This window comes from Arthrobacter sp. SLBN-83, assembly GCF_006715285.1.
GTDB lineage: Bacteria > Actinomycetota > Actinomycetes > Actinomycetales > Micrococcaceae > Arthrobacter.
The window spans coordinates 3,397,835-3,419,176 of the sequence record NZ_VFMX01000001.1; the positions used below are offsets into that span (position 1 = coordinate 3,397,835).

The 21,342-nt window shown below is 66.0% G+C and carries 19 protein-coding genes and 1 tRNA gene; 11 read left to right on the forward strand and 9 right to left on the reverse strand.

The annotated features are described in order from the left end of the window. Positions 1–126 precede the first annotated feature (126 nt). From FBY30_RS15920 to FBY30_RS15930, 3 genes are read left to right on the forward strand one after another with little or no spacing between them, the layout of a single operon-like run. Entirely contained in the window at positions 127–1,296 is a 1,170-nt protein-coding gene (locus tag FBY30_RS15920; RefSeq protein WP_142133598.1) for a Gfo/Idh/MocA family protein, read from the forward strand. Continuing rightward, positions 1,296–2,510, forward strand: coding sequence for a dihydrodipicolinate synthase family protein (locus FBY30_RS15925; RefSeq protein ID WP_142133599.1), 1,215 nt, complete (start codon positions 1,296–1,298; stop codon positions 2,508–2,510). Before FBY30_RS15920 ends, FBY30_RS15925 begins: the two co-directional genes overlap by 1 nt. Further along, a complete protein-coding gene (locus tag FBY30_RS15930; protein ID WP_142133600.1) occupies positions 2,507–3,346 on the forward strand; it encodes a sugar phosphate isomerase/epimerase family protein in 840 nt (279 codons plus the stop codon). Before FBY30_RS15925 ends, FBY30_RS15930 begins: the two co-directional genes overlap by 4 nt. A 125-nt stretch (positions 3,347–3,471) precedes the next feature. On the opposite strand, the gene xylB is transcribed toward FBY30_RS15930, so the two are convergent. Together xylB and xylA are read right to left on the reverse strand one after the other, a co-directional pair. Further along, positions 3,472–4,908, reverse strand: a complete 1,437-nt coding sequence (xylB, locus tag FBY30_RS15935; RefSeq protein ID WP_142133601.1) for a xylulokinase — start codon at positions 4,906–4,908, stop codon at positions 3,472–3,474. Between the two features lie 82 nt (positions 4,909–4,990). Beyond that, positions 4,991–6,178, reverse strand: a complete 1,188-nt coding sequence (gene xylA / locus FBY30_RS15940; RefSeq protein WP_142133602.1) for a xylose isomerase — start codon at positions 6,176–6,178, stop codon at positions 4,991–4,993. Between the two features lie 146 nt (positions 6,179–6,324). On the opposite strand from xylA, the gene FBY30_RS15945 reads away from it, so the two are divergent. After that, positions 6,325–7,548 (forward strand): ROK family protein, encoded by a 1,224-nt coding sequence (locus FBY30_RS15945; protein ID WP_142133603.1) that lies wholly within the window; start codon positions 6,325–6,327, stop codon positions 7,546–7,548. A 55-nt stretch (positions 7,549–7,603) separates the two neighbouring features. Here FBY30_RS15945 and FBY30_RS15950 read toward each other — a convergent pair whose 3' ends face one another. Continuing rightward, positions 7,604–8,887, reverse strand: a complete 1,284-nt coding sequence (locus FBY30_RS15950) for a hypothetical protein (protein ID WP_142133604.1) — start codon at positions 8,885–8,887, stop codon at positions 7,604–7,606. Between the two features lie 185 nt (positions 8,888–9,072). Beyond that, positions 9,073–9,145: transfer RNA gene (locus FBY30_RS15955), tRNA-Arg, on the reverse strand. A 208-nt stretch (positions 9,146–9,353) separates the two neighbouring features. On the opposite strand from FBY30_RS15955, the gene FBY30_RS15960 reads away from it, so the two are divergent. The 3 genes from FBY30_RS15960 to ettA all read left to right on the forward strand — a co-directional run bounded on the left by FBY30_RS15960 (position 9,354) and on the right by ettA (position 12,445). Further along, positions 9,354–9,908 carry a single-stranded DNA-binding protein gene (locus FBY30_RS15960; RefSeq protein WP_142133605.1) on the forward strand — a complete coding sequence of 185 codons (555 nt, stop codon included), beginning with the start codon at positions 9,354–9,356 and terminating at the stop codon, positions 9,906–9,908. A 232-nt stretch (positions 9,909–10,140) separates the two neighbouring features. After that, a complete protein-coding gene (locus FBY30_RS15965; protein ID WP_142133606.1) occupies positions 10,141–10,701 on the forward strand; it encodes a DUF6993 domain-containing protein in 561 nt (186 codons plus the stop codon). 61 nt (positions 10,702–10,762) lie between these two features. Next, on the forward strand, positions 10,763–12,445 hold the full coding sequence (ettA, locus tag FBY30_RS15970; RefSeq protein ID WP_142133607.1) for an energy-dependent translational throttle protein EttA: 1,683 nt from the start codon (positions 10,763–10,765) through the stop codon (positions 12,443–12,445). A 142-nt stretch (positions 12,446–12,587) separates the two neighbouring features. On the opposite strand, the gene FBY30_RS15975 is transcribed toward ettA, so the two are convergent. Next, positions 12,588–13,508 carry an acyl-CoA thioesterase gene (locus FBY30_RS15975; protein ID WP_142133608.1) on the reverse strand — a complete coding sequence of 307 codons (921 nt, stop codon included), beginning with the start codon at positions 13,506–13,508 and terminating at the stop codon, positions 12,588–12,590. 64 nt (positions 13,509–13,572) lie between these two features. On the opposite strand from FBY30_RS15975, the gene FBY30_RS15980 reads away from it, so the two are divergent. Further along, entirely contained in the window at positions 13,573–14,235 is a 663-nt protein-coding gene (locus FBY30_RS15980) for a hypothetical protein (protein ID WP_142133609.1), read from the forward strand. A gap of 45 nt (positions 14,236–14,280) precedes the next feature. On the opposite strand, the gene FBY30_RS15985 is transcribed toward FBY30_RS15980, so the two are convergent. From FBY30_RS15985 to pepN, 4 genes are all read right to left on the reverse strand, one after another. After that, the gene (locus tag FBY30_RS15985; protein ID WP_142133610.1) at positions 14,281–14,748 is read right to left on the reverse strand and encodes a globin; all 468 of its coding nucleotides are present in this window, start codon (positions 14,746–14,748) and stop codon (positions 14,281–14,283) included. Position 14,749: 1 nt separating this feature from the next. Next, positions 14,750–15,433, reverse strand: coding sequence for a mechanosensitive ion channel family protein (locus tag FBY30_RS15990; RefSeq protein ID WP_142133611.1), 684 nt, complete (start codon positions 15,431–15,433; stop codon positions 14,750–14,752). A 94-nt stretch (positions 15,434–15,527) separates the two neighbouring features. After that, positions 15,528–16,001, reverse strand: a complete 474-nt coding sequence (locus tag FBY30_RS15995) for an OsmC family protein (RefSeq protein WP_142133612.1) — start codon at positions 15,999–16,001, stop codon at positions 15,528–15,530. Next, entirely contained in the window at positions 15,998–18,571 is a 2,574-nt protein-coding gene (pepN, locus tag FBY30_RS16000; protein ID WP_142133613.1) for an aminopeptidase N, read from the reverse strand. The genes FBY30_RS15995 and pepN overlap by 4 nt, the downstream gene beginning before the upstream one ends. A 173-nt stretch (positions 18,572–18,744) precedes the next feature. Here pepN and FBY30_RS16005 point away from each other — a divergent pair, with 173 nt between their 5' ends. The 3 genes from FBY30_RS16005 to FBY30_RS16015 all read left to right on the forward strand — a co-directional run bounded on the left by FBY30_RS16005 (position 18,745) and on the right by FBY30_RS16015 (position 21,297). Then, a complete protein-coding gene (locus FBY30_RS16005) occupies positions 18,745–19,776 on the forward strand; it encodes a hypothetical protein (protein WP_142133614.1) in 1,032 nt (343 codons plus the stop codon). 70 nt (positions 19,777–19,846) lie between these two features. Beyond that, the gene (locus tag FBY30_RS16010; protein ID WP_142133615.1) at positions 19,847–20,341 is read left to right on the forward strand and encodes a ribose-5-phosphate isomerase; all 495 of its coding nucleotides are present in this window, start codon (positions 19,847–19,849) and stop codon (positions 20,339–20,341) included. Continuing rightward, positions 20,341–21,297 carry an Fpg/Nei family DNA glycosylase gene (locus tag FBY30_RS16015; protein ID WP_142133616.1) on the forward strand — a complete coding sequence of 319 codons (957 nt, stop codon included), beginning with the start codon at positions 20,341–20,343 and terminating at the stop codon, positions 21,295–21,297. Before FBY30_RS16010 ends, FBY30_RS16015 begins: the two co-directional genes overlap by 1 nt. Positions 21,298–21,342 lie beyond the last annotated feature (45 nt).

Below are 21,342 nucleotides of genomic sequence, written 5' to 3' on the forward strand. Positions count from 1 at the left end.
TTATGGCAGTTCAAACTACTTCCGGAAAGCGCTTGCCAACGGCAACCACGCCGTGCATCATTGAAGCAGCGGGAACGCGCTTTCCCAATCAGCTTCAGTACATTGCTCACTCACCGTGGAGGACACATGGGCTTCGAAACGAAAACGATCCGCATCGCCATGAACGGCATAACCGGCCGGATGGGTTACCGCCAGCACCTGCTGCGCTCCATCCTGCCCATCCGCGACGCCGGAGGCTTCACCCTCGAGGACGGTAGCCGGGTCCAGGTGGAGCCGATCCTGGTGGGCCGCAACGAGGCCAAAATCCGGGAGCTGGCGGAAAAGCACAAGGTCTCTGAATGGACCACTGACCTGGACGCCGTGATCAACGACCCCACTGTCGACGTCGTTTTCGACGCCTCCATGACCAGCCTGCGCGCCGCCACCCTGAAGAAGGCAATGCTGGCGGGAAAACATATCTTCACGGAGAAGCCCACGGCGGAAACGCTGGACGAGGCCATCGAGCTGGCGCGGATCGGCAAGGAAGCCGGGGTTACCGCCGGCGTCGTCCATGACAAGCTCTACCTTCCCGGCCTGGTCAAGCTCCGCCGCCTGGTGGATGAGGGCTTCTTCGGCCGCATCCTCTCCATCCGCGGCGAGTTCGGCTACTGGGTCTTCGAAGGCGACATCCAGGCGGCCCAGCGCCCGTCCTGGAATTACCGCAAGGAAGACGGCGGCGGAATGACCACTGACATGTTCTGCCACTGGAACTATGTCCTTGAAGGCATCATCGGCAAGGTCAAGAGCGTCAACGCCAAAACGGCTACCCACATCCCGGCCCGTTGGGATGAGGCGGGCAAGGAATACAAGGCCACCGCGGATGACGCCTCGTACGGCATCTTTGAACTCGAGACCCCGGGCGGCGATGAAGTCATCGGCCAGATCAACTCCTCCTGGGCAGTGCGCGTCTACCGCGACGAACTGGTGGAGTTCCAGGTGGACGGCACGCTCGGCTCCGCAGTTGCCGGCCTGAACAAGTGCGTCGCCCAGCAGCGCGCACACACGCCCAAGCCCGTCTGGAACCCGGACCTTCCCGTCACCGAGTCCTTCCGCGACCAGTGGCAGGAAGTTCCCGCCAACGCCGAGCTGGACAACGGCTTCAAGCTGCAGTGGGAAGAGTTCCTGCGCGATGTGGTCGCCGGCCGCGAACACCGCTTCGGCCTGCTGTCCGCCGCCCGCGGTGTCCAGCTGGCCGAGCTCGGCCTTCGCTCCAGCGACGAACGCCGCACCATCGACATCCCGGAGATCACCCTCTAATGACTTCACTCATCCTTCCCTCCGAAGACGGCGGCACCAGGGAGTACCGCCTGCAGGGCGGCACTGCCTGGACCCGGCCCACCTCCCCCCTGACGGCGCGCCGTGCCTACGCCGCCGCCCACGTCATTCCCGAGGTCCTCGCCGACAACACCCCGGGCGCCCCCGCGCGCCTCGACTGGGACGCGACCATGGCTTACCGGCATGAGCTGTGGTCCTACGGCCTGGGCGTTGCCGATGCCATGGACACCGCCCAGCGCGGCATGGGCCTGGACTGGGCCGCCACGCAGCAGCTCATCAAGCGCACAGGGGTGGAGGCTGCCTCCGTGGTGTCGGCCAACAGTCCGGCCACCGCGGGTAAATCGGTCCGGGACCTCGTATCCTGCGGCGCCGGCACCGACCAGCTGGACATTGACACCCTGCCCGCCGGTGAGGCCGGGATCATGGCAGTCCTTGAGGCCTACCGCGAACAGATCGCCGTCATCGCCGAGGCGGGGCCCAAGGTCATCCTGATGGCATCGCGTGCCCTGGCAAAGGTGGCCAGTGGTCCGGAGGATTACCTTCGCGTCTATTCCACGCTGCTGCAGGAAGTTGACCAGCCGGTCATCCTGCACTGGTTGGGCACCATGTTCGACCCCGCCCTCGCCGGCTATTGGGGCTCCGACGACGTCGCCACGGCCACCGAAACCTTCCTGGGCCTGATCCGGGACAATGCGGACAAGGTGGATGGCGTCAAGGTCTCGCTGCTCGACGCAAGCCACGAGGTGGGCCTGCGCGCTGCGCTGCCCAAGGGCGTCCGCCTCTACACCGGCGACGATTTCAACTATCCGGAACTCATTGACGGGGACGGTACCCACCACTCGGACGCCCTGCTGGGGATCTTCGCCGCCATCTACCCGGCCGCATCGGTGGCCCTGCAGAACTACGAGGCCGGAAACGCCGCCAAGGCACGCGAAATCCTGGACTCCACCCGGGAACTGGGCAAGCACATCTTCAGCGCCCCCACGTTCTACTACAAGACCGGCATCGCCTTCATGTCCTGGCTCAACGGCAAGCAGCCCGGCTTCCAGATGGTGGGCGGACTGCACTCGGGGCGCTCAGTGTGCCACCTCTCAAGAACCTTTGAGCTGGCTGACAAGGCCGGCCTGCTGAGGGACCCGGCACTGGCAGCCTTCCGGATGTCCGATTACCTGCGGATCAACGGGGTGGGAGTATGAGCGACTTCTCCCGTCTCTCCATCAACAGCGCCACCACCAAGAAGTGGACGCTCGCCCAGGTGGTCGAGGGCTGTGTCAACGCGGGGATTCCCGCTATCGGTCCCTGGCGGGACCGCGTCGAGGAAGCCGGACTTGATAAAGCTGCACGCCTCATCAAGGACGCCGGCCTCCGTGTGTCCTCCCTTTGCCGTGGCGGATTCCTCACCGCCGCCGACGCCGAAGGACAGGCCGCCGCGCTGGCGGACAACCGCGCGGCCATCCTCGAGGCCGTAGCCCTGGACACCAGGGAGCTGTTCCTGGTGGTCGGTGGCCTGGCTCCGGGGGAGAAGGACATCGTGGCCGCCAGGCAGCGCGTGGCCGACCGGCTCACTGACCTGGTGCCTTTCGCGCAGGAAAACGGTGTCCGCCTGGTGCTGGAACCATTGCATCCGATGTACGCTGCGGACCGCGCACTCATCTCCACCCTCGGCCAGGCGCTGGACCTCGCGGCGCCGTTCGATGCCGCGACGGTGGGGGTCGCCGTCGACACCTTCCATGTGTGGTGGGACCCCGAACTGAAGACGCAGATTGAACGTGCCGGACGGGAGAACCGGATCGCCTCCTACCAGGTATGCGACTTCAACATGCCCATCGCCGCCGATCCCCTGCTGTCCCGGGGGTACATGGGCGACGGCGTGGTGGACTTTGCCACCATCGGCACCTGGGTGCGCGAGGCCGGGTACACCGGTGACATTGAGGTGGAAATTTTCAATCAGGAGATCTGGGATACGGACGGCAACGCTGTCCTGGCCACGGTCAAAGAGCGGTACGCGGAGCTGATCCTGCCGTACGCGTGACCTGATACAAGACCGCGGGTTCCTGCTACGTCACGGCAGGAGCCTGCGCCCCACATGGAAGGACCCGGACCGCGGTGGTTGGCCCACCGCCGGTCCGGGTCCTTTTGCCCGTGCGTTTCCCGGTGCTAGCCCTTGCCGCCGGCCGTGGCGTACAGCGAGGCGAACCTGCGGTACCTCGCCAGCACGCCGGCGTCGTCCGTTCCGTGTGGAAGGTCGACGGCGTCTGCCGCCCACGTGGGGAACTGTCCGGTAAGTGCCGCCGCCGCTTGGCGCGCGGCACCGTCGGCAACGTACTCACCCGGCTGGGGGACGGTAACGGCCGCCCCCAGCAGGCTGGCGGCGACTTCCTGCACAGCAACAGACTGGGCGCCCCCGCCAACCAGGAGGATCCGCCTTGGCTGCACGCCTTGCGCCTGCAGGGCCGCCAGGCCGTCGGCCAGGGAGCACACCACGCCTTCGACGGCGGCGCGCGCCAGGTTGGCAGGGGTGTAGTTGGCCCGGGTGATGCCATGCAGTGAACCGGTAGCATCCGGCAGGTTGGGCGTCCGCTCGCCGTCGAAGTAGGGGACCAGCGTGAGACCACCCGCGCCCGGACCAGCGGACAATGCCAGCTGGTTGAACTCCGCCAGGTCCACCCCCAGCAGGGCAGCCGTGGCATCGAAGATGCGGGTGGCATTCAACGTGCATACCAGCGGCAGGTAGTGGCCGGCCGCATCTGCGAACCCTGCCACGAGCCCGGAAGGATCTGCCGCCGGGCTGTCAGACACCGCAAATACGGTACCGGACGTGCCCAGCGACATCACCACGTCGCCCAGTGCGGCCCCTGCACCGAGGGCGGCGGCTGCGTTGTCCCCGGCGCCTGCAGCCAGGAGAGCGCCTGCCGGCGTCTTTCCCGCCGTTTCCAGCGGTCCGAGGACTTTGGGAAGGGCCGGCACATGGCCGAGCGATGCGGCCAGGACATCCGGAAGGTACGTGCCCTCGGCGGTCGAATAGTACCCCGTGCCTGAGGCGTCCGAGCGGTCAGTGGCCAGCGCGGCCAGGCCCTCTGCACCCCTGCCGGGCCCATAGCCGGCGAGCCGCCAGGTCAGCCAGTCGTGCGGGAGGCAGACCGCAGCCACCTTCGCGGCGTTCTCCGGCTCGTTGGCAGCCAGCCAGCGAAGCTTCGTCACCGTCAGGGATGCGACCGGAACGGTGCCGGTGGCACTGGCCCAGTACTGGGCGCCGGCGGCGGGATCACCGCCGCCGGCATTCTCGATGAGTTCAGAGGCTGCGCCTGCGCTGCGGGTGTCATTCCACAGCAGCGCCGGTCGGATCACGGCGCCGTCACCGTCCAAACAGACCATGCCGTGCTGCTGGCCGCCGACGGCAACCGCGCTGACGTCATCGAGGCCGCCGGCGTCCGCCACGGCCTTTTGCAGGGCAGCCCACCAGTGGTCCGGGTGGACCTCGGTGCCCTCGGGGTGGGTGGCCCGGCCCTGGCGGACGAGCGCCCCGGTGTCCGCGTCGCGGATGACTACTTTGCAGGACTGGGTGGAGCTGTCGACTCCGGCTACGAGCGGCATGGCTGTTCTTTTCTTTGTGCAGGAATGGAAACGCTGCGGGGCCTGGATCATCTCCAAGGCCCCGCAGCGGGTATTCGGTGGGCTAGTGGGCGCCCAGGAGGTGCTCGATGGCCAACTGGTTGAGCCGGACGAACGCGAAGGAACGCTCCGCTGCCTTGTCGGCGTCGAAGTCCTCAAACGCTGCGGCGTCTGCGAGCAGGTCCGCGGTGCTTTCACCGGCGGCGAGGGTGGACTCGCCGAGTTCGAAGACGCCCGAGGTCTTGAGGGCTTCCTGTACCTGCGGGTCTGCGCGGAAGGCCAGGGCACGTTCCTTGAGCAGGAGGTACATGGCCATGTTGGCCTTGGCGGATTCCCACACGCCGTCGTAGCCGTCGGTGCGGGAGGGCTTGTAGTCGAAGTGGCGGGGGCCGTCGTACTTGGGGCCGCCGTTCGGGAAGCCGTTCTCCAGCAGGTCGACGGTGAAGAAGGCGCTGGTGAGGTCGCCATGGCCAAAGACCAGGTCCTGGTCGTACTTGATGCCGCGCTGGCCGTTAAGGTCGATGTGGAAGAGCTTGCCGGCCCACAGAGCCTGGGCGATGCCGTGGGTGAAGTTCAGCCCTGCCATCTGCTCGTGGCCGGTCTCCGGGTTCAGGCCCACGATGTCGCCGTGTTCCAGCTGGGCGATGAAGGCCAGGCCGTGGCCCACGGTGGGCAGGAAGATGTCGCCGCGGGGTTCGTTGGGCTTGGGCTCCAGGGCGATGCGGAGGTTGTAGCCCTTTTCCTTGATGTAGCCGGCGGCGGTGTCCACGCCTTCCTTCATACGGTCCAGGGCGGCGGCCAGGTCCTTGGATCCGTCGTATTCGCTGCCCTCGCGGCCTCCCCACATGACGAATGTTTCGGCGCCGAGTTCGGCGGCGAGGTCGATGTTGCGCAGGACCTTGGACAGGGCGAAGCGGCGGATCGAGCGGTCGTTGGAGGTGAAGCCGCCGTCCTTGAACACAGGGTGGCTGAAGAGGTTGGTGGTGACCATCGGTACCTTCAGCCCGGTCTCAGCCAGGGCTGCGCGGAAGTTCTTCAGGATCAGTTCCCGTTCCGAGGCGGAGGCGTCAAACGGAACCAGGTCATTGTCATGGAAGGTGATGCCGTAAGCGCCCAGCTCGCTGAGCTTGTGGACTGCTTCCACTGGGTCGAGGGCCTTGCGGGTTGCGACGCCGAACGGGTCGGCGCCGGTCCAGCCGACGGTCCAGAGGCCAAACGTGAACTTGTCGGCCGGGGTGGGGGAGAGAGTCATGGTTGCGTCCTTGCATCGAGCGCTCCGCGGGATTGCGAAGCATTAGTTCATTGCCTGAACTATATGAGTGGACGTAGGGTGGGGTCAATAGGTCCAGCTGGGACAGCCGGAAAATTTATCGGAGCCGTGAACTGAGGAGCTTTGTGATGGTGATGCCGGCGCCAGCAGTGGCGGGACCGGGAGGCGCAGCCCCCGGAAGCGTGGGGGATGTCCGGCGCAGCAACCTTGCGCTGGTCCTGGGCGCGATCGCCGAATTCCCGCCCGATACCTGTCCCAGCCGGGCACAGATCGCGGGCGCAACAGGCTTGACCAAGGCGTCGGTATCCAGCCTGGTGCTGGACCTCCTGGACGCCGGAATCATCCGGGAAATAGGCCTGAACCCGCAGGGGCGCGGCCGGCCAGGTGTCGGACTTGAGCTCAACCCCGGCCGCGCTGTCATGGGGATGGAAATCAACGTGGACTACATCTCGGCGGCCGTAGTTGACCTCGCCGGAAATGTCCTGATCCGTGAAGTGGAGGAGCGCGATAACCGCAACAGTCCGGACGCCGCGGTGCTGGCTGCACTGTCAGTCCTGGCCGCGCGGGTACGGAGCGCGGCGGGTGAGCGGGGGGTTGAGGTCCTCGGCGGCGGGCTGGCCGTTCCTGGACTCGTTGACCCTGCTGCTGCGCGGGTGCTCACCGCCCCCAACCTTGGCTGGGTTGATGTGGACCTTGACCTTGGTGCTTTGCTGCCCGAAGCCCCCTTGGGTGTGGCGCTTTTCAATGAGGCCAACGCCGCAGCCTTGGCGGAACTGAGGTACCGGCCGGATGGTGCCTCCGACTTCCTGTTTGTCTCAGGTGAAGTGGGTGTTGGTGGCGGGATCGTCATCGGGTCCGAGCTGTTCACGGGTCCGGAGGGCCATGCCGGCGAAGTGGGGCACATCGTGGTGGAGCCGGACGGCAGCCGCTGTTCCTGCGGCGGTACCGGTTGCCTGGAAACCGTGGCTGGCCAGGACGCCATTTTCGCTGCGTCCGGCGTGGCCCCGGAGGCTTCATCACGGTCCGCCAGCATGTCCGCGCTGCTTGGGGCGCTGGGGGCCGGAGACGCCAAGGCCGTTGCCGCCGTTGAACGAGCGGGCCGCTGCCTGGGCATCGCGCTCGCGTCAACGGCGCGAGTGGTCAATATTCAGTCGGTGGTCCTTGGTGGGCATTTCGCGGTCCTCGAGCCATGGCTGCGTGGTCCGTTGATCGAAAGCGTGCAGAAGTACGCGCCGGGCAAGTATGCGTCGGAACAGGTCACAGTCTCCGCGGTGGGGGAGTCGGGAGCCCTGCTGGGTGCAGCCGGCAGCGTCATCCGGTCGTTGGTGGAGGCGCCGCACCGGCTGCAGTAGCGCTGAAGGAAAAAGCCGCGTCTTCAGCAGAATGGCCGACGATCTTCCCCACCAGTCATTTTTCCAGCGCCGGGCAGGGTATCTCGACGGAGCCGGTGAAGTAGTGCGGGGCGACAGCAGCGGTGAAAGCGGTCGCATGGCCGGAACTGCATTTCTCTGCCCCCGTGGCCACTTGTTCCGCCCAGGCGGGTCCTGAGTCCCTGGTCGTGAAGGGAGGGAAGTACATGGATGCGAGGAGCAGGCTAAAACTGACCAGGATCGCGGGCTGTGTCCAGTGTGCCCATCTCACCAACGCCGATGAAAGCACCGGCACTATGGCCAGGACAAACATGGTGGCCGCAACCGAATAACGGGTAAACGCGAACTGTTCGATCCAATCGGCGTCGGTAAACCGGGCGTAATCGAGGAACGGAGCCGGGTTCGCCGCGGCGCAGGCAATCCACACCAGGATGGACGCGGAGAGGAACATCATGGCAAGGCGGCGGTGCTGCCGCCGCCCGTACATGAAGACGGCCGCGGTGGCGACAGCAATGATCAGAAACGCCAGTATTACCGGCGCGGCGCCGAAATTGACGATCTGCTGGGTCAGCGCCCGGGCGTAACCATAGACCAGGGGCCCTGCGGTGTTGAGCGGCCACCCGTAGATCAGTGATGCGGGATCCAGTTGGTATTGCGTGTACGGGGCCCTGGGATAAGTAACCGTGGTGTACAACTGGGCGCACAATCCCAGTGCAAGGCCTGCTTTCGCAGGCCACAGGCTGCGGTTGCGCCAGCGGTAGAAGAACAACGGGGTGAAGAGGACCGTTATGATCTCCGTCGTTGCCGTGGCGAATGCTGCAGCGAACAGCAGGAGTGCTTCAGCCCGCGTTCTTGCTGGTTTGATCAGGAGCCATGGTGCAAGCCAGAGTAAGTACCAGTGCAAGTTCGCGAAGTTGCCAAGTGTTTCAATGGCTCCCACGTTGACGAATATGGGGATCGCTGCCCAGGCTCCACGTATCCAGACACTCGTCGTCAGGGAACTGGAGCAGTGGAAGGTCATCAGTGCGATGCAGGCGAGGGCTGCGCAGGCCAGGAAATTCATCGCGTACGCATAATCAGGTACAGGGAACGCCCGCACCACGATCTCCGCGGCTATGCGGGGTATGAAATGCAAGTATCCGGCGTAGGGCTTGAATGGTGTCCATCGATCGTCAGGGGCCATCGCATCCGACACGAAGACGGCCCCGTCCTCTGCCCAGAGGACGCCCTGCGCGTGCGCCGGGAGCCTCATCCATGACACCAGGCTGACCAGTACCAGCGCGCCAGTGTATGACAGTGCTTTTGCCACCCGCGTTTTCACTGGACCTGCCTCATCCCATTCCCCCATGGAATGCCGGACTTAATCTAATGGACGGGATCTCCCTGCATCAAAACGGGAAGGCCGGATGAAAGACTTTTCTGCAGGAAGAGCAGAACATCGACTCCGAAGAGAACAAGAATGCGGTCCCGCCCAGCGCGTCGACTGGCCGGGACCGCATGTTCCGGTGCCCCAGGAGGGAATCGAACCCCCGACCGGCGGATTAGAAGGCCGCTGCTCTATCCCCTGAGCTACTGAGGCATTGGCTTCCAGCCCCTCGGGCCGGCGCCTCCAAAAGTTTACATTGCCCGGGGTGCAGGTGGCGGCATCCGGCCGTCACCCCTCCTCCACATGTGGCGTAGCGGCGATTGTTGTCCACATATGGGAATCCATGCCTGCTGTCCGGCGCTATCCGGCGCGATGCTGGTCATGCCTGCTAAAGGCGCCACCATCCAGACAGGACGTAGACATGAGCGAAACGATCATCACCATCCGGGGCTTCGTGGCCACGGAGATAACGAGTTCCACCACGCCAGGGGGAGTGGCAACGGCCTCCTTCCGGCTCGGGTCCACCGCCCGTCGTTTTGACCGGGCATCCAGGACCTGGGGTGACGGACCCACCAACTGGTTCACGGTCCAGGGCTACCGCAACCTTGCTGGAACCCTGGGGTGCAGCATCCGGAAGGGCCAGCCGGTCATTGTTGTGGGCAAGCTGAAGATCGACACCTGGGAAAAGGACGGCCGGGTGTACCACTCCACCATCATCGACGCGGAGGCCGTGGGGCACGATCTCACCTTCGGATCGGCAAACTTCATTCGTACCGCGTCCAGGCCGGCCCTTTCCCTGGTGGAGCAGCCGCCGGTTCCGGATGACGACGCCGGAATGGGCCAGGTTCCGGATGAACTGGAGGACCACGAGGACGAACACCCCGGGGACCACGGCCAACCCGCAGTCGTCATCGAGGACAGTGACGGTGCCCTCGCCTCGCTGGACCTGGAAACGGGGGAACTCGCCGAAGTCTAGGAAACACTTATCAGATACCAGCGTCCCCTTTCAGTCCCGGGCGGATGGACGGCGGCACCCCCCGGCCGCCTTCCGTCCGCCCGCCAAAAATGCCTGACGGCGGGCCGCCTATTGCTGCTGATGGTTCCGGACGATTTGCTGCTGCTGGTGCCGGACGATGTTTCCCGCAAGCCCACCCCCGGTGCCGGTCGTGCACGCCGGTGCCTGCCTGCTTCCATGACAGAATGACACCATGCATCCCACCCCTTACCAGCGGCCGAACAAAGGCGCCGGTGCAGCACTGGCGTTCGCCGTCCTGGCCTGTGTCCTGTCAGGGTGTGTTGCCGGGCCTTCCGCAAGCCAACCGGCAATTGGGGCCAATGACGGGCAGGCGTCGTCGCAGGCCAGGGCAACCGGCGGTGTAACGCAGGAGCCGGCCCAGGCAACCGGTTCGGCCCCGGGAAGCACTCGTCCCAGCGGAGAACCGCTGGCCGACACGTCCGGTGGGACGCAAGCGGCTGCAGCGGCCACCGAGAAGATGAAACGCACTGTTACGGACACTCTGACCAAATTGGCAAGCGGAACCCCCAAGCCGGCCACAGCCCAGGTCAGCGAAGCCCTGACGAGTGCAGGTATCGCGCCTGGTGTTTTGCAGGTCTCGCAAAGCCGGACACCCACGGGACTGGAAGCGGATGCCATCGAAGCGGCCGTGCTTCAGGGGAGGGATTGTGTCATCGGGCAGGTGCGTGAAGGCGCCGTAACCGTCACGGTCCTTCCGGTGCTGGCCAGCGGTAAATGTTTCGTGGGGTCCTGATCGCAGTGGCCTGCCGACTGCAAATGTGAGATCTGCCCGCCAACCCACTAGATTTGAGACCATGGCGGAATTTATCTACACAATGACCAAGGCCCGCAAGGCCGTTGGCGAAAAACTCATCCTTGATGACGTAAGCATGTCCTTCTTTCCGGGCGCGAAGATCGGTGTTGTGGGCCCCAACGGTGCCGGTAAGTCCACCATCCTGAAGATCATGGCCGGCCTGGACACGCCCTCCAACGGTGAGGCCAGGCTCAGCCCCGGCTACAGCGTGGGCATCCTGCTCCAGGAACCGCCCCTGAACGAGGAAAAGACCGTCCTGGGCAACGTCCAGGAAGGCGTCGGCGAAATCTACGGAAAGATCCAGCGCTTCAACGAGATTTCCGAGGAAATGGCCAGCCCCGACGCTGACTACGACACCCTCCTCGAAGAGATGGGCAAGCTGCAGGAAGCCATCGACGCCGCCGATGCGTGGGACCTCGACTCCCAGTTGGAACAGGCCATGGACGCGCTGCGCTGCCCGCCGGCCGACGCCGACGTCACCAACCTTTCCGGTGGTGAACGCCGCCGCGTGGCACTTTGCAAGCTGCTCCTGCAGAAGCCGGACCTGCTGCTCCTCGATGAGCCCACCAACCACCTGGACGCCGAGAGCGTACTGTGGCTCGAACAGCACCTCTCCAGCTACCCCGGCGCCGTCCTTGCCGTGACCCACGACCGCTACTTCCTGGACCACGTGGCTGAATGGATTGCCGAAGTGGACCGCGGCCACCTCTACCCCTACGAAGGCAACTACTCCACCTACCTGGAGAAGAAGCGCGCCCGCCTGGAAATCCAGGGCAAGAAGGATGCCAAGCAGGCCAAGCGCCTCGCAGAGGAACTCGAGTGGGTCCGCTCCAACGCCAAGGGCCGCCAGACCAAGTCGAAGGCCCGTCTGGCCCGGTACGAGGAGATGGCTGCAGAGGCAGACCGTACCCGCAAGCTTGACTTCGAAGAGATCCAGATTCCGCCGGGACCCCGCCTGGGCGGCCTGGTCTTGGAGGCCAAGAACCTCCAGAAGGGCTTCGAGGACCGGGTCCTGATCGACGGGCTGTCCTTCACCCTGCCCCGCAACGGCATCGTGGGCGTCATTGGCCCCAACGGCGTGGGCAAGACCACCCTGTTCAAGACCATCGTCGGCCTGGAACCGCTCGACGGCGGCGACCTGAAGATCGGTGACTCGGTCAAGATCTCCTACGCGGACCAGAGCCGCGGCGGCATCGACCCCAACAAGAGCTTGTGGGAGGTCGTGTCCGACGGGCTCGACTTCATCCAGGTGGGCAATGTCGAGATGCCGTCCCGCGCCTACGTGGCCGCCTTCGGCTTCAAGGGCCCGGACCAGCAGAAGAAGGCCGGCGTCCTCTCCGGCGGTGAGCGGAACCGGCTGAACCTCGCCCTCACCCTTAAACAGGGCGGCAACCTGCTGCTGCTTGACGAGCCCACCAACGACCTCGACGTCGAAACCCTGAGCAGCCTGGAAAACGCGCTGCTCGAGTTCCCCGGCTGCGCCGTTGTGGTCTCGCACGACCGCTGGTTCCTTGACCGGGTGGCCACCCACATCCTGGCCTACGAGGGCGACGACGAAAACCCCTCCAAGTGGTACTGGTTCGAGGGCAACTTCGAATCCTACGAGGAGAACAAGGTCCAGCGGCTGGGCCCCGACGCCGCCAAGCCGCACCGCGTCACCCACCGGCGCCTCACCCGCGACTAGTCCGCGGGGTCCGGCAACGGCTGGCCATCGCATAAGAGTAAGGCCGGCACCCGAAGTGAACTGTTCAAGATGAACAGTTCACCCCGGTGCCGGCCTTACCCATATCCATGGGTGAAAGTGCCGCTGGAGCTGCCGGCAGGCTCTATGAGTCTTCCGGGAGAGTGGGAATGCGGACCATGCCCTCCTGGGCAACCGAGGCGACGTGGTGTCCCTCACGGTTGAAAATCTTGCCGGTGGCCAGTCCGCGGGCGCCGTGGGCGCTGGGGGACTCCTGAACGTAAAGCAGCCACTCGTCCACCCGTGCCGGGCGGTGCCACCACATCGCGTGGTCCAGGCTGGCGACGTTCATCCCCGGGGTGGTCCAGTTCAGGCCGTGCCGCCGCAGGATGGATTCGAGAAGCGTGTAGTCGCTGGCGTAGGCCAGGGCGGCGCGGTGCAGGTTGGAGTCGTCCGGCATCGGGCCGAAGGTCTTCATCCACACGGCATTGCGGGCCTCCCGCGGCCCGGAGGCGGACACGTACAGCGGCGGGTCCACGTGCCGGATGTCAAAGGGGCGCTCGTACGCCCAATGCCTGGCCACGGGGTGGTCGAACTTCCCCAACAGGTCAGCCGTGCTGGGCAGCGACTCAGGGTCCGGGATTCCAGCCGGCATGGCGGAGGAGTGGTCGATGCCTGCATCTTCACCCTGGAAGGAGGCAATCATGGACAGGATGGGCACCCCGTCCTGGTAGGCGTGGACGCGCCTGGCGGAGAAGGACCGGCCGTCGCGCAGCCGCTGCACTCCGAAGGTGATGGGTTTGTTGGCGTCGCCGGGCCGCAGGAAGTAGCCGTGCATGGAGTGCACGAACCGCTCCGGATCCACCGTCCTGGTGGCCGCGACCAGCGACTGCGCCAGCACTTGTCCGCCGAACACCCTGTGGTGCGGCTGCCGCTGTGAGGGACCCAGGAAAATGTCCTCATCCGTTCGCGCGCCCTCGAGCTCACCAAGGTCCAGCAGTTCAATCAGCGATGAGGTGGGGTCTCCGCTTGGCGGCGCCAGCAGTCCGGCTTCGGCTTCAGTCATGGTCCGACTCTAGACGGCGCCCGGCGAACCGCTCAACCGGACTGCAGCCGGTAGTGTCTTAGGTGTGTCTGAACTTCTCACCTCGTCCTTCCGTTTCGCCGATCCCCGCGATCTGGCCGACCTGAGGACGTTTGCCACCCGGGCCAAGGCCATCGACGATGCCGGAGCCATCCGCCTGCAGGCCGCCGGCTCCGTCCTTGCCGCGTATGTGTGCGTCCTGCGGCCCAGGCTCCTGGGCGAATCGACCCCCACCATCCTGGGCCTGCGCACAATGGCCTTGGCGGAACCGTCCGGGACAGATGTCACCGTTGCGCTGTCATCCGTCCTGGATCGGCTGGCGCGGGCGGGGGAGCAGGACGCCGAACTGCCGGTTCCGCCCACCACCGTCACCGAATCGTGGACCGGGGTGGGTGCGCCGCGGGGCGGGTGGGAGCTGCTGGGATCGCTCAGCGACGCCCGCCTCCGGGCGGCTGCCGAGTCAGGCATCGCCGAAGTGGCGAATATCGTCCCGGACAGGCCTGGCGCCCTCATCGTCAACAACGCACGGGCGTCCGTGTGGGGCAGGGAACTTGACGACGCCGGCCTGCCCGCCGGCGCTGCCTTCGCAGCCTTCGCGCTGGGTTTCCTTGGCGACGGCGACCAAAAGCTGTACCGCGCCGGCCGCTGGTTCCGGCTCAGCGGCCCCCGGGGCCACGTCCTGGCCCGCACTGGCAGCGGCCTGCTTTAGGGCCCTGCGGCTGCGGCCGGATCTGCATGGGCGGATACCAAGAGCTCAGGATCCCGAAGGGCTGTTCACCATGGACAGGGCGGCCCGCTCCATGTAGTCCCACAGGGTGCCTTCGTAGAGCGGCGGTAATTCCAGGGCATCCACGGCGGTGCGCATGTGGAACAGCCACCGGTCCTTTGCCTCGGGCGTGACCTTGAACGGCATGTGCCGCATCCGCAGGCGCGGGTGGCCGCGCTCCTCGCCGTATGTGGTGGGGCCGCCCCAGTACTGCTCCAGGAACATCAGGAACCGGCGCTTGGCGGGGGCCAGGTCCTCCTCCGGGTACATCGGCCGCAGCAGCGGATCAGTAGCCACGCCGTCGTAGAAGACGTCGATGAGCTTTACGAAAGTGTCGTGGCCGCCCACTGCGTCATAGAAGCTGTCGGTGTACTCCGGCTTGCTGAAGGGATCGTTCTGCATCAGCGGTGGCCGCTGCCCCTGGTCAGGGCGGCGCGGCTCGATGGGAAGCGACATGCTAGTCCCCGGCTTTCTGGTCTGTCTTCTTGGTCTCAACGTGCGCCGAGCCCTGGTCGGTGGTCCCGTCGTCGGATTCGTGCAGCGGGACGTAGCGCCCCTGCGACCGGTTGCCCACGCGCAGGATCTCGCCGTTGCGCAGGTACCAGATGGCGCCGTCGTCCGAGCGGACGCGGGTGATGCGCAGGCCCATGGACTCGACCACGCCCACCACTTCGCTGGTTTCGATCACATCGCCAATCCCGTACTGGTCCTCAATGGTAATGAAAATCCCGGCCAGGAAGTCCCGGATCAGCTGCTGGGCGCCGAAGCCGATGGCCACACCGAGGATTCCCACGCTGGTCAGAAGCGGGGCAATATTAATGTCCAGGTTCTGCAGTACGTACATGCCGGTGATGATCACCACCAGCACCCCCACCACACTGTTCAGGAGCGAACCAATCGTCTCCGCGCGCTGGACCCGGCGTTCGTGGTCCAGGGCGCGGAAGGCCGGCGCCACCCATTTGAAGGTTGGCTTCTTGAAGAAATTGCTTCCCGCCGCGACGCGCTTGGTGATGCGCGAGATGATGAAGGTCGCTACCAGCCAGATGGCGACCCCAATGCCGAGGCTGATCACGATGCCCGGGATGCTTACGCCGCTTGGCTGGCTGGTGGCAGGGGGCAGGAGGGAAAACATGCTGACCATGGGTGGAAGTAGCTCCTTGGGATATTGCTCTGTTCTCTTTCAACCCTAGCGCCGCAGCGTGGAGCAATGCGCATCCCGGCAGCCAGGCCCGGCTCTAGCCCGCCACGGTCTCCGGCCGGTGTTCCACCGGAAAGTTCACGCTCCGCGCGATGAAGCAGACCTGGTTGGCCTCGTTGTGCAGCGATGCCGCCAGTTCGGCCTGCGCGGGGTCGGCCACCGTCACGCGCGGATGCAGGACCACCCGCTCGAACTGGCCGCTGCCGTCCCGGTTGAGCCGCATCAGCCCGGTTGCCTCGTCCCGGTAGTCAGTGACCACCACACCGTGCTTCACGGCCACATGCAGATAGGACAGCATGTGGCACTGGGCCAGCGCGGCCAGGAGGAGCTGCTCCGGGTTGTACCGTTCCCGGTCCCCATGGAACGTGGGATCGGCCGAGCCCTTCAGGGGTGGCAGGCCCGGAATGAGCACGTCATGGTCGCGCGAGTAGCTCCGGTAGGACGAGGTGCCGTCTCCGAGGTTGCCGGTCCATTGGACCGCCAGGGAGTAGTGGTGTTCGCCAAGGCTCACTGCGGGCCGCCGTCCGCCACCACGTCAGCGGCGCGTGCACGCAGGGCGCGCGCAACGCCGTCGCGGTTTTCCAGCATCATGCGTCGCAGTGCGGCGCTTTCGGCCGGCAGCGACGCCAGGAAGCCGTCGGTCCGGTCGATGGTGGCCTGGGTGGTCAGCAGCGCCGGGTAGAGGCCGACGACGATCTGCTGGGCCAGTGCGTGGGTGCGGGTTGCCACGATGCCCGGCACAGCCGCGAAGTACTTTTCGGAGTACGGCTCCAGGAGGGAGCGGTCCAGCACCCGCATGAAGCCGGTCACCGCCGATCCCTGCAGCGCGTTGGACAGTTCGCCCTTGACCACGATGGACTCCCAGGCCGCGGCCTTTGCCTCCGGGGTGGGGATGGCGGCCTTGGCCAGAGCGGCCGCATTCTGTCCGCTGGAGGTGTTGTCCCGCTGCAGTTCAGTGTCGATGCCGTTCTGGCCCATCCGGCCCCCGGCCACCAGCGAGGCCACCAGTTCCCACCGGAGGTCCTGGTCCAGGCTCAATCCCGCCAGGGAACCGGACCCGTCCAGCAGGGCGGCCACCCGGTCCAGCTGGGACCCGCTGCGCGCCAGGAGGGCAAAGGCCTTGACGAACTGCAGCTGTCCGTCGGAGCCTGCCGGAACCTCCGCAGCCAGATCCCAAAGCCGGTCGGCCGCCGCCACCGTGGTTGCCTCGCGGTGTTCTTCGGCCACATAGAAATTCAGTGTGGTGGCCAGCTGTCGGAGCTGCACAAGGATCACGGACGAGTCGGTCTCCGCTGCCACGTTGGCCAGGATCAGCTCCACATACTTCCGGGCCGGAGTCTCGCCGTCCCGGGCAGCGTCCCACGCCGAGTTCCACACCAGGGTCCGGGGCAGGCTTTCGGCGAAGTCCTTCAGATGGGCGGTGGCGGTGGCCAGCGACTTGGGATCCAGCCGCACTTTGGCATAGGCGAGGTCGTCGTCGTTGATGAGGATCAGGTCCGGCTGGGCAAGGCCCCCCAGCGCCGGCACCTCAGTACGTTCGCCGTCGACGTCCAGCTCCTCGCGGTGCACGCGCTCCAGCTTGCCGGCGCCGTTGAGGTTGTAGAACCCCACGGCCAGGCGGTGCGGGCGGAGCGTGGGCCACTCGGGAACCGCCGACTGCCGGACTGCAAAGGACCGCAGCTTCCCGTCAGGGTCCACGTCCAGTTCGGGGGCCAGGGTGTTGACGCCGGCGGTCTCCAGCCACTGCCGGCCCCAGTCATCCAGGTCGCGTCCGCTGGCCTTCTCCAGTTCCACCAGCAGGTCGCTGAGTTCCGTGTTGTGCCAGGAGTGCTTGGCGAAGTACTCGCGGACACCGGCCATGAACTGCTCCGGCCCCACCCAGGCCACCAGCTGCCGGAGCACCGAGGCGCCCTTGGCGTAGGTGATTCCGTCGAAGTTGACCTCTACGTCCTGCAGGTCGTTGATCTCCGCGAAAATGGGGTGCGTGGTGGGGAGTTGGTCCTGCCGGTATGCCCAGGACTTCTCCACGGACGCGAACGTGGTCCAGGCACTGGTGAAGGACGTTGCTTCCACGGCCGCCAGATGGGACATGTACTCGGCGAAGGACTCGTTGAGCCAGAGGTCATTCCACCAGCGCATGGTCACAAGGTCGCCAAACCACATGTGCGCGAGTTCGTGCAGGACCGTGATGGCGCGGCGCTCGATCTGGGCCCCGGTGACCTTGCTGCGGAAAACGTAGCCTTCCAGGATGGTTACGGCACCGGCATTCTCCATGGCGCCGGCATTGAACTCCGGAACAAACAGCTGGTCGTACTTCTCGAACGGGTACGGGCAGCCGAACTGCGCCTCGAAGAACCCAAAGCCCTGCCGGGTGAGTTCGAAGATGTTGTCCGCGTCCAGGTACTGCATCAGCGACTTCCGGGCAAAGACCCCGAGCGGGATCACGCGGCCGTCGGAGCTGGTGACCTCACTGCGGACGGACTGGTAGGGCCCGGCAATCAGGGCCGTGACGTAGGAGGACAGCCGGGGCGTCGGGGCGAACGTCCACACGGACCTGGCCGAGCCGTCTTCTGCCGGGGCGGCTTCCTCCGGCGAAGGTGTGGGGGAGTTGGAGATGACGTCCCAGTGCGAGGGCACCGTGACGGTGAAGGCAAACGTGGCCTTCAGGTCCGGCTGCTCGAACACGGTGAACATCCGGCGCGAGTCGGGAACCTCGAACTGCGTATACAGGTAGACCTCGTTGTCCACCGGGTCCACGAACCGGTGCAGGCCTTCGCCGGTGTTCATGTAGGGCATGTCGGCCACAACGGTCAGTTCGTTGTGCACCGCCAGGTCCGGCAACTGGATCCTCACGCCATCCGACACGGTTGCCGGGTCAAGGCTGCGGCCGTTCAGGGTCACGCCGTGCACTGTCCGGGTTACAGCGTCAATGAAACTGGAGGATCCCGGCACCGCCGTGAACTTCACGGTGGTGGTGCTGCCAAAGACCTCGCCGCCGCGGGTCAGGTCAAGCTTGACATCGTAGGACTCGACGGTGATCAGTTCGGCGCGCTCACGGGCTTCGGCGCGCGTCAGGTTCATGCCTGGCAAAGGAGGTCCTCCAAAGAAGTTGCGGCTGCCGGCCGGTGGTCCCGGTTCCGGCACTGTGATGCATTCTTCCATCCCTGCAGTCCTTGGCAAGTTGCGCGGGTCACAGCCGGTTCCCTTTCGGGCCGGACGATTGGCGGGGGTGCCACAGGGGTAGCGTTGAATACATGGGAAAGCTGCTGGATTCGGTGGACACCAAGGCGATGCGGTTCGCTGTCGGGTTCCCCGTTGTGCTGGCCGCCGCCTTCGTCTACTGTGCGTTCCTGCTGCGTCCGGACCTCCCGGATCCACTCGCCATCCAGTGGACGGACGACGGCGGTGCAGCCTTCGCGCCGTTCGGCGCCTACGTAGGGGTTGGTGCCGCGGGAATCGTCGTGGCAGGCTGGCTGGTCCTGCTGCAGGCGGTACCGCTTGGCCGGCCGGTCATGATGCGCCGCATCATGATGGGAGCCGGGCTGTTCCTCAGCCTGTTCATCACCTCGGCCCTTGCCGCCGGGCTGATCGGCCAAACCGGGTTGGCCGACGCCCGGCAGTCTCATGTGGACATGACAGTCCTCGCCCTCGGCAGCGGTGCCGCAGTATCGCTCGGCGTGGCCATGGGCATGGTGTACAAAGCGGACCGGCAATGGTCGCCGGATGACGACCGGGCCCTGCAGGTTGCCATCGCCAGGGAACTGGATCCCGACCTTGCCAGGGACAGCATTCGGCTCTGGGTGCATGCCCGGAGTTCGGTCTTCGTGATGATCGCCATCGCCTCCCTGTTCCCGGCAGCACTGATTGCGGTGGTGGTGCCGTGGCTGGGGATCCTCCTGGTTGTCCTGGCTGTCATCGGTGCGGCATTCCTCTTTGCCCGCATCAGGGCGGACCGGCGGGGGCTGAAGGTCCTGCTGGCCGGGGTGGTCCCGGTCATGGACGTGCCTGCCGGCGCCATTTCAGATGCCAGCGCCGCGGACGTCAAAGCAGCGGACTATGGCGGGTGGGGCTACCGGCACCACCGCGGAACCGCCGCCATGCTGGTCAGCAGCGGGCCCGCCGTCGTCGTCAGCAAGACGGACGGCCAGCGCGTTGCCGTCAGCGGCGGCAGCCAGGCCTCGGCCGCGCGGCTGGCCGAGGTCCTCACCCGGGTAGCCGCCAGGGCCCGGCGCGGCGGAGGCCCGCCGCCAGTGGATGGCCCGGGCCCTGACAGGCGGCAGTCCTAGTATCCTTATCGGTGTCGTTCCGGCCTCCACCGGCGGCCCGCCAGCCCCACGAAATGAACGGACTTAGCACGTGACCACTACCCCTGCCTTCCCGCGGGTCCACATCGCCACCGACCACGCAGGCATGGAGCTCAGCGCCCACCTGGTGTCCCACCTGACCGGGAAGGGATACGAGGTGGTGGACCACGGGCCCAAGGTCTACGACGCCCAGGACGACTACCCGTCCTTCTGCATCAACGCCGCCCTTGCCGTGGTGGCGGACCGGGAGGCCGGGGTCCATGCCCTGGGCATCGTGCTGGGCGGCTCCGGCAACGGTGAACAGATCGCCGCCAACAAGGTCAAGGGCATCCGTGCCGCCCTCGCCTGGAACCTTTCCACTGCAACCTTGGCCCGCGAGCACAACGACGCCAACGTGGTGGCCCTGGGCGGCCGCCAGCACACGGTGGAAGAAGCCACCGAACTGGTCGAGGCATTCCTGGCCGAACCATTCAGCAACGATGAACGCCACATCCGCCGGATCGAAAAGATCGCCGTGTTCGAAGCAACCGGCGAGGTTATCGAGTAGTGCCTGAAGGCCATTCCGTCCGCAGGCTGGCCCGGCAGTTCGGTGACGTCTTCACCGGCGAGGCCCTGGCCGTTTCGAGCCCCCAGGGCAGGTTCAGCGGGGGAGCGGCGCTGCTGGACGGCCGCACCATGCTTGCCGCCGAGGCGCACGGGAAGCACCTGTTTCTGCACTTCGACAACTCGCTGGTGCTGCACGTCCACCTGGGCCTTTACGGCGCCTGGAGTTTCGGCGGTGACAGCACCTTCAGCGGTGCCTCCAGCATCGGCGCGCCGCGGCGGGTAGGGGAGCAGGAAGCCTTTGGCGAGGCGGACGACGACGGCGCCGCACCTTATGCGGGACCGCCGGCACCCGTCGGGGCCGTGCGCGTCCGGCTCGCCGGAAGCCACGGCTGGGCGGACCTTCGCGGTGCCACCACCTGCGAAACCATCACCGCGGCGGAAGCGGACGCTGTGCTGGCCCGGCTGGGGCCTGATCCGTTGCGGAATCTGCGCGGGGACGCCGGCAGGTTCGCCGCGAACCTTCGGTCGCGTAGGACCCCGCTGGCGGCGCTGCTCATGGACCAGAAGGTGATTGCCGGCGTCGGGAACGTCTACCGCGCCGAAGTCCTCTTCCGCCGCCGCCTGGACCCGTGGCTGCCCGGAAGTGCTTTGGCGGACGGCGATGCCCGCAAGCTCTGGCGGGACATCGTGGCCGTCATGACCGACGGCGTGGCGGACGGGCGGATCATCACCACCCCGCCGAAGTATTGGACGCTCGATGGCACCACGGCTGCGAAGGCAGCTGCGGCGGGGGTGCCCGTTCCGGCAAAGAGCAGCAGCTTTCCGCACCGCGACGACGTCCATTTCGTCTACAAGCGGCACGGACTGCCCTGCCGGGTGTGCCGCACCGTCGTGTTGATCGCGGAGTTGGCCGGGCGGAACCTCTACTGGTGCCCGTTCTGCCAGCAGCCCCAGTAGTAGGAAGCAAAAACAAAAAGGCCCCTCGACTGAGGGGCCTTTTTC

Bases quoted from the DNA above. Each gene is read 5' to 3' on its own strand.
- FBY30_RS15920 (WP_142133598.1), top strand. From the start codon at position 127: ATGGGCTTCGAAACGAAAACGATCCGCATCGCCATGAACGGCATAACC.
- FBY30_RS15925 (WP_142133599.1), top strand. From the start codon at position 1,296: ATGACTTCACTCATCCTTCCCTCCGAAGACGGCGGCACCAGGGAGTAC.
- FBY30_RS15930 (WP_142133600.1), top strand. From the start codon at position 2,507: ATGAGCGACTTCTCCCGTCTCTCCATCAACAGCGCCACCACCAAGAAG.
- xylB (WP_142133601.1), bottom strand. From the start codon at position 4,908: ATGCCGCTCGTAGCCGGAGTCGACAGCTCCACCCAGTCCTGCAAAGTA.
- xylA (WP_142133602.1), bottom strand. From the start codon at position 6,178: ATGACTCTCTCCCCCACCCCGGCCGACAAGTTCACGTTTGGCCTCTGG.
- FBY30_RS15945 (WP_142133603.1), top strand. From the start codon at position 6,325: ATGGTGATGCCGGCGCCAGCAGTGGCGGGACCGGGAGGCGCAGCCCCC.
- FBY30_RS15960 (WP_142133605.1), top strand. From the start codon at position 9,354: ATGAGCGAAACGATCATCACCATCCGGGGCTTCGTGGCCACGGAGATA.
- FBY30_RS15965 (WP_142133606.1), top strand. From the start codon at position 10,141: ATGCATCCCACCCCTTACCAGCGGCCGAACAAAGGCGCCGGTGCAGCA.
- ettA (WP_142133607.1), top strand. From the start codon at position 10,763: ATGGCGGAATTTATCTACACAATGACCAAGGCCCGCAAGGCCGTTGGC.
- FBY30_RS15975 (WP_142133608.1), bottom strand. From the start codon at position 13,508: ATGACTGAAGCCGAAGCCGGACTGCTGGCGCCGCCAAGCGGAGACCCC.
- FBY30_RS15985 (WP_142133610.1), bottom strand. From the start codon at position 14,748: ATGTCGCTTCCCATCGAGCCGCGCCGCCCTGACCAGGGGCAGCGGCCA.
- FBY30_RS15990 (WP_142133611.1), bottom strand. From the start codon at position 15,433: ATGGTCAGCATGTTTTCCCTCCTGCCCCCTGCCACCAGCCAGCCAAGC.
- pepN (WP_142133613.1), bottom strand. From the start codon at position 18,571: ATGAACCTGACGCGCGCCGAAGCCCGTGAGCGCGCCGAACTGATCACC.
- FBY30_RS16005 (WP_142133614.1), top strand. From the start codon at position 18,745: ATGGGAAAGCTGCTGGATTCGGTGGACACCAAGGCGATGCGGTTCGCT.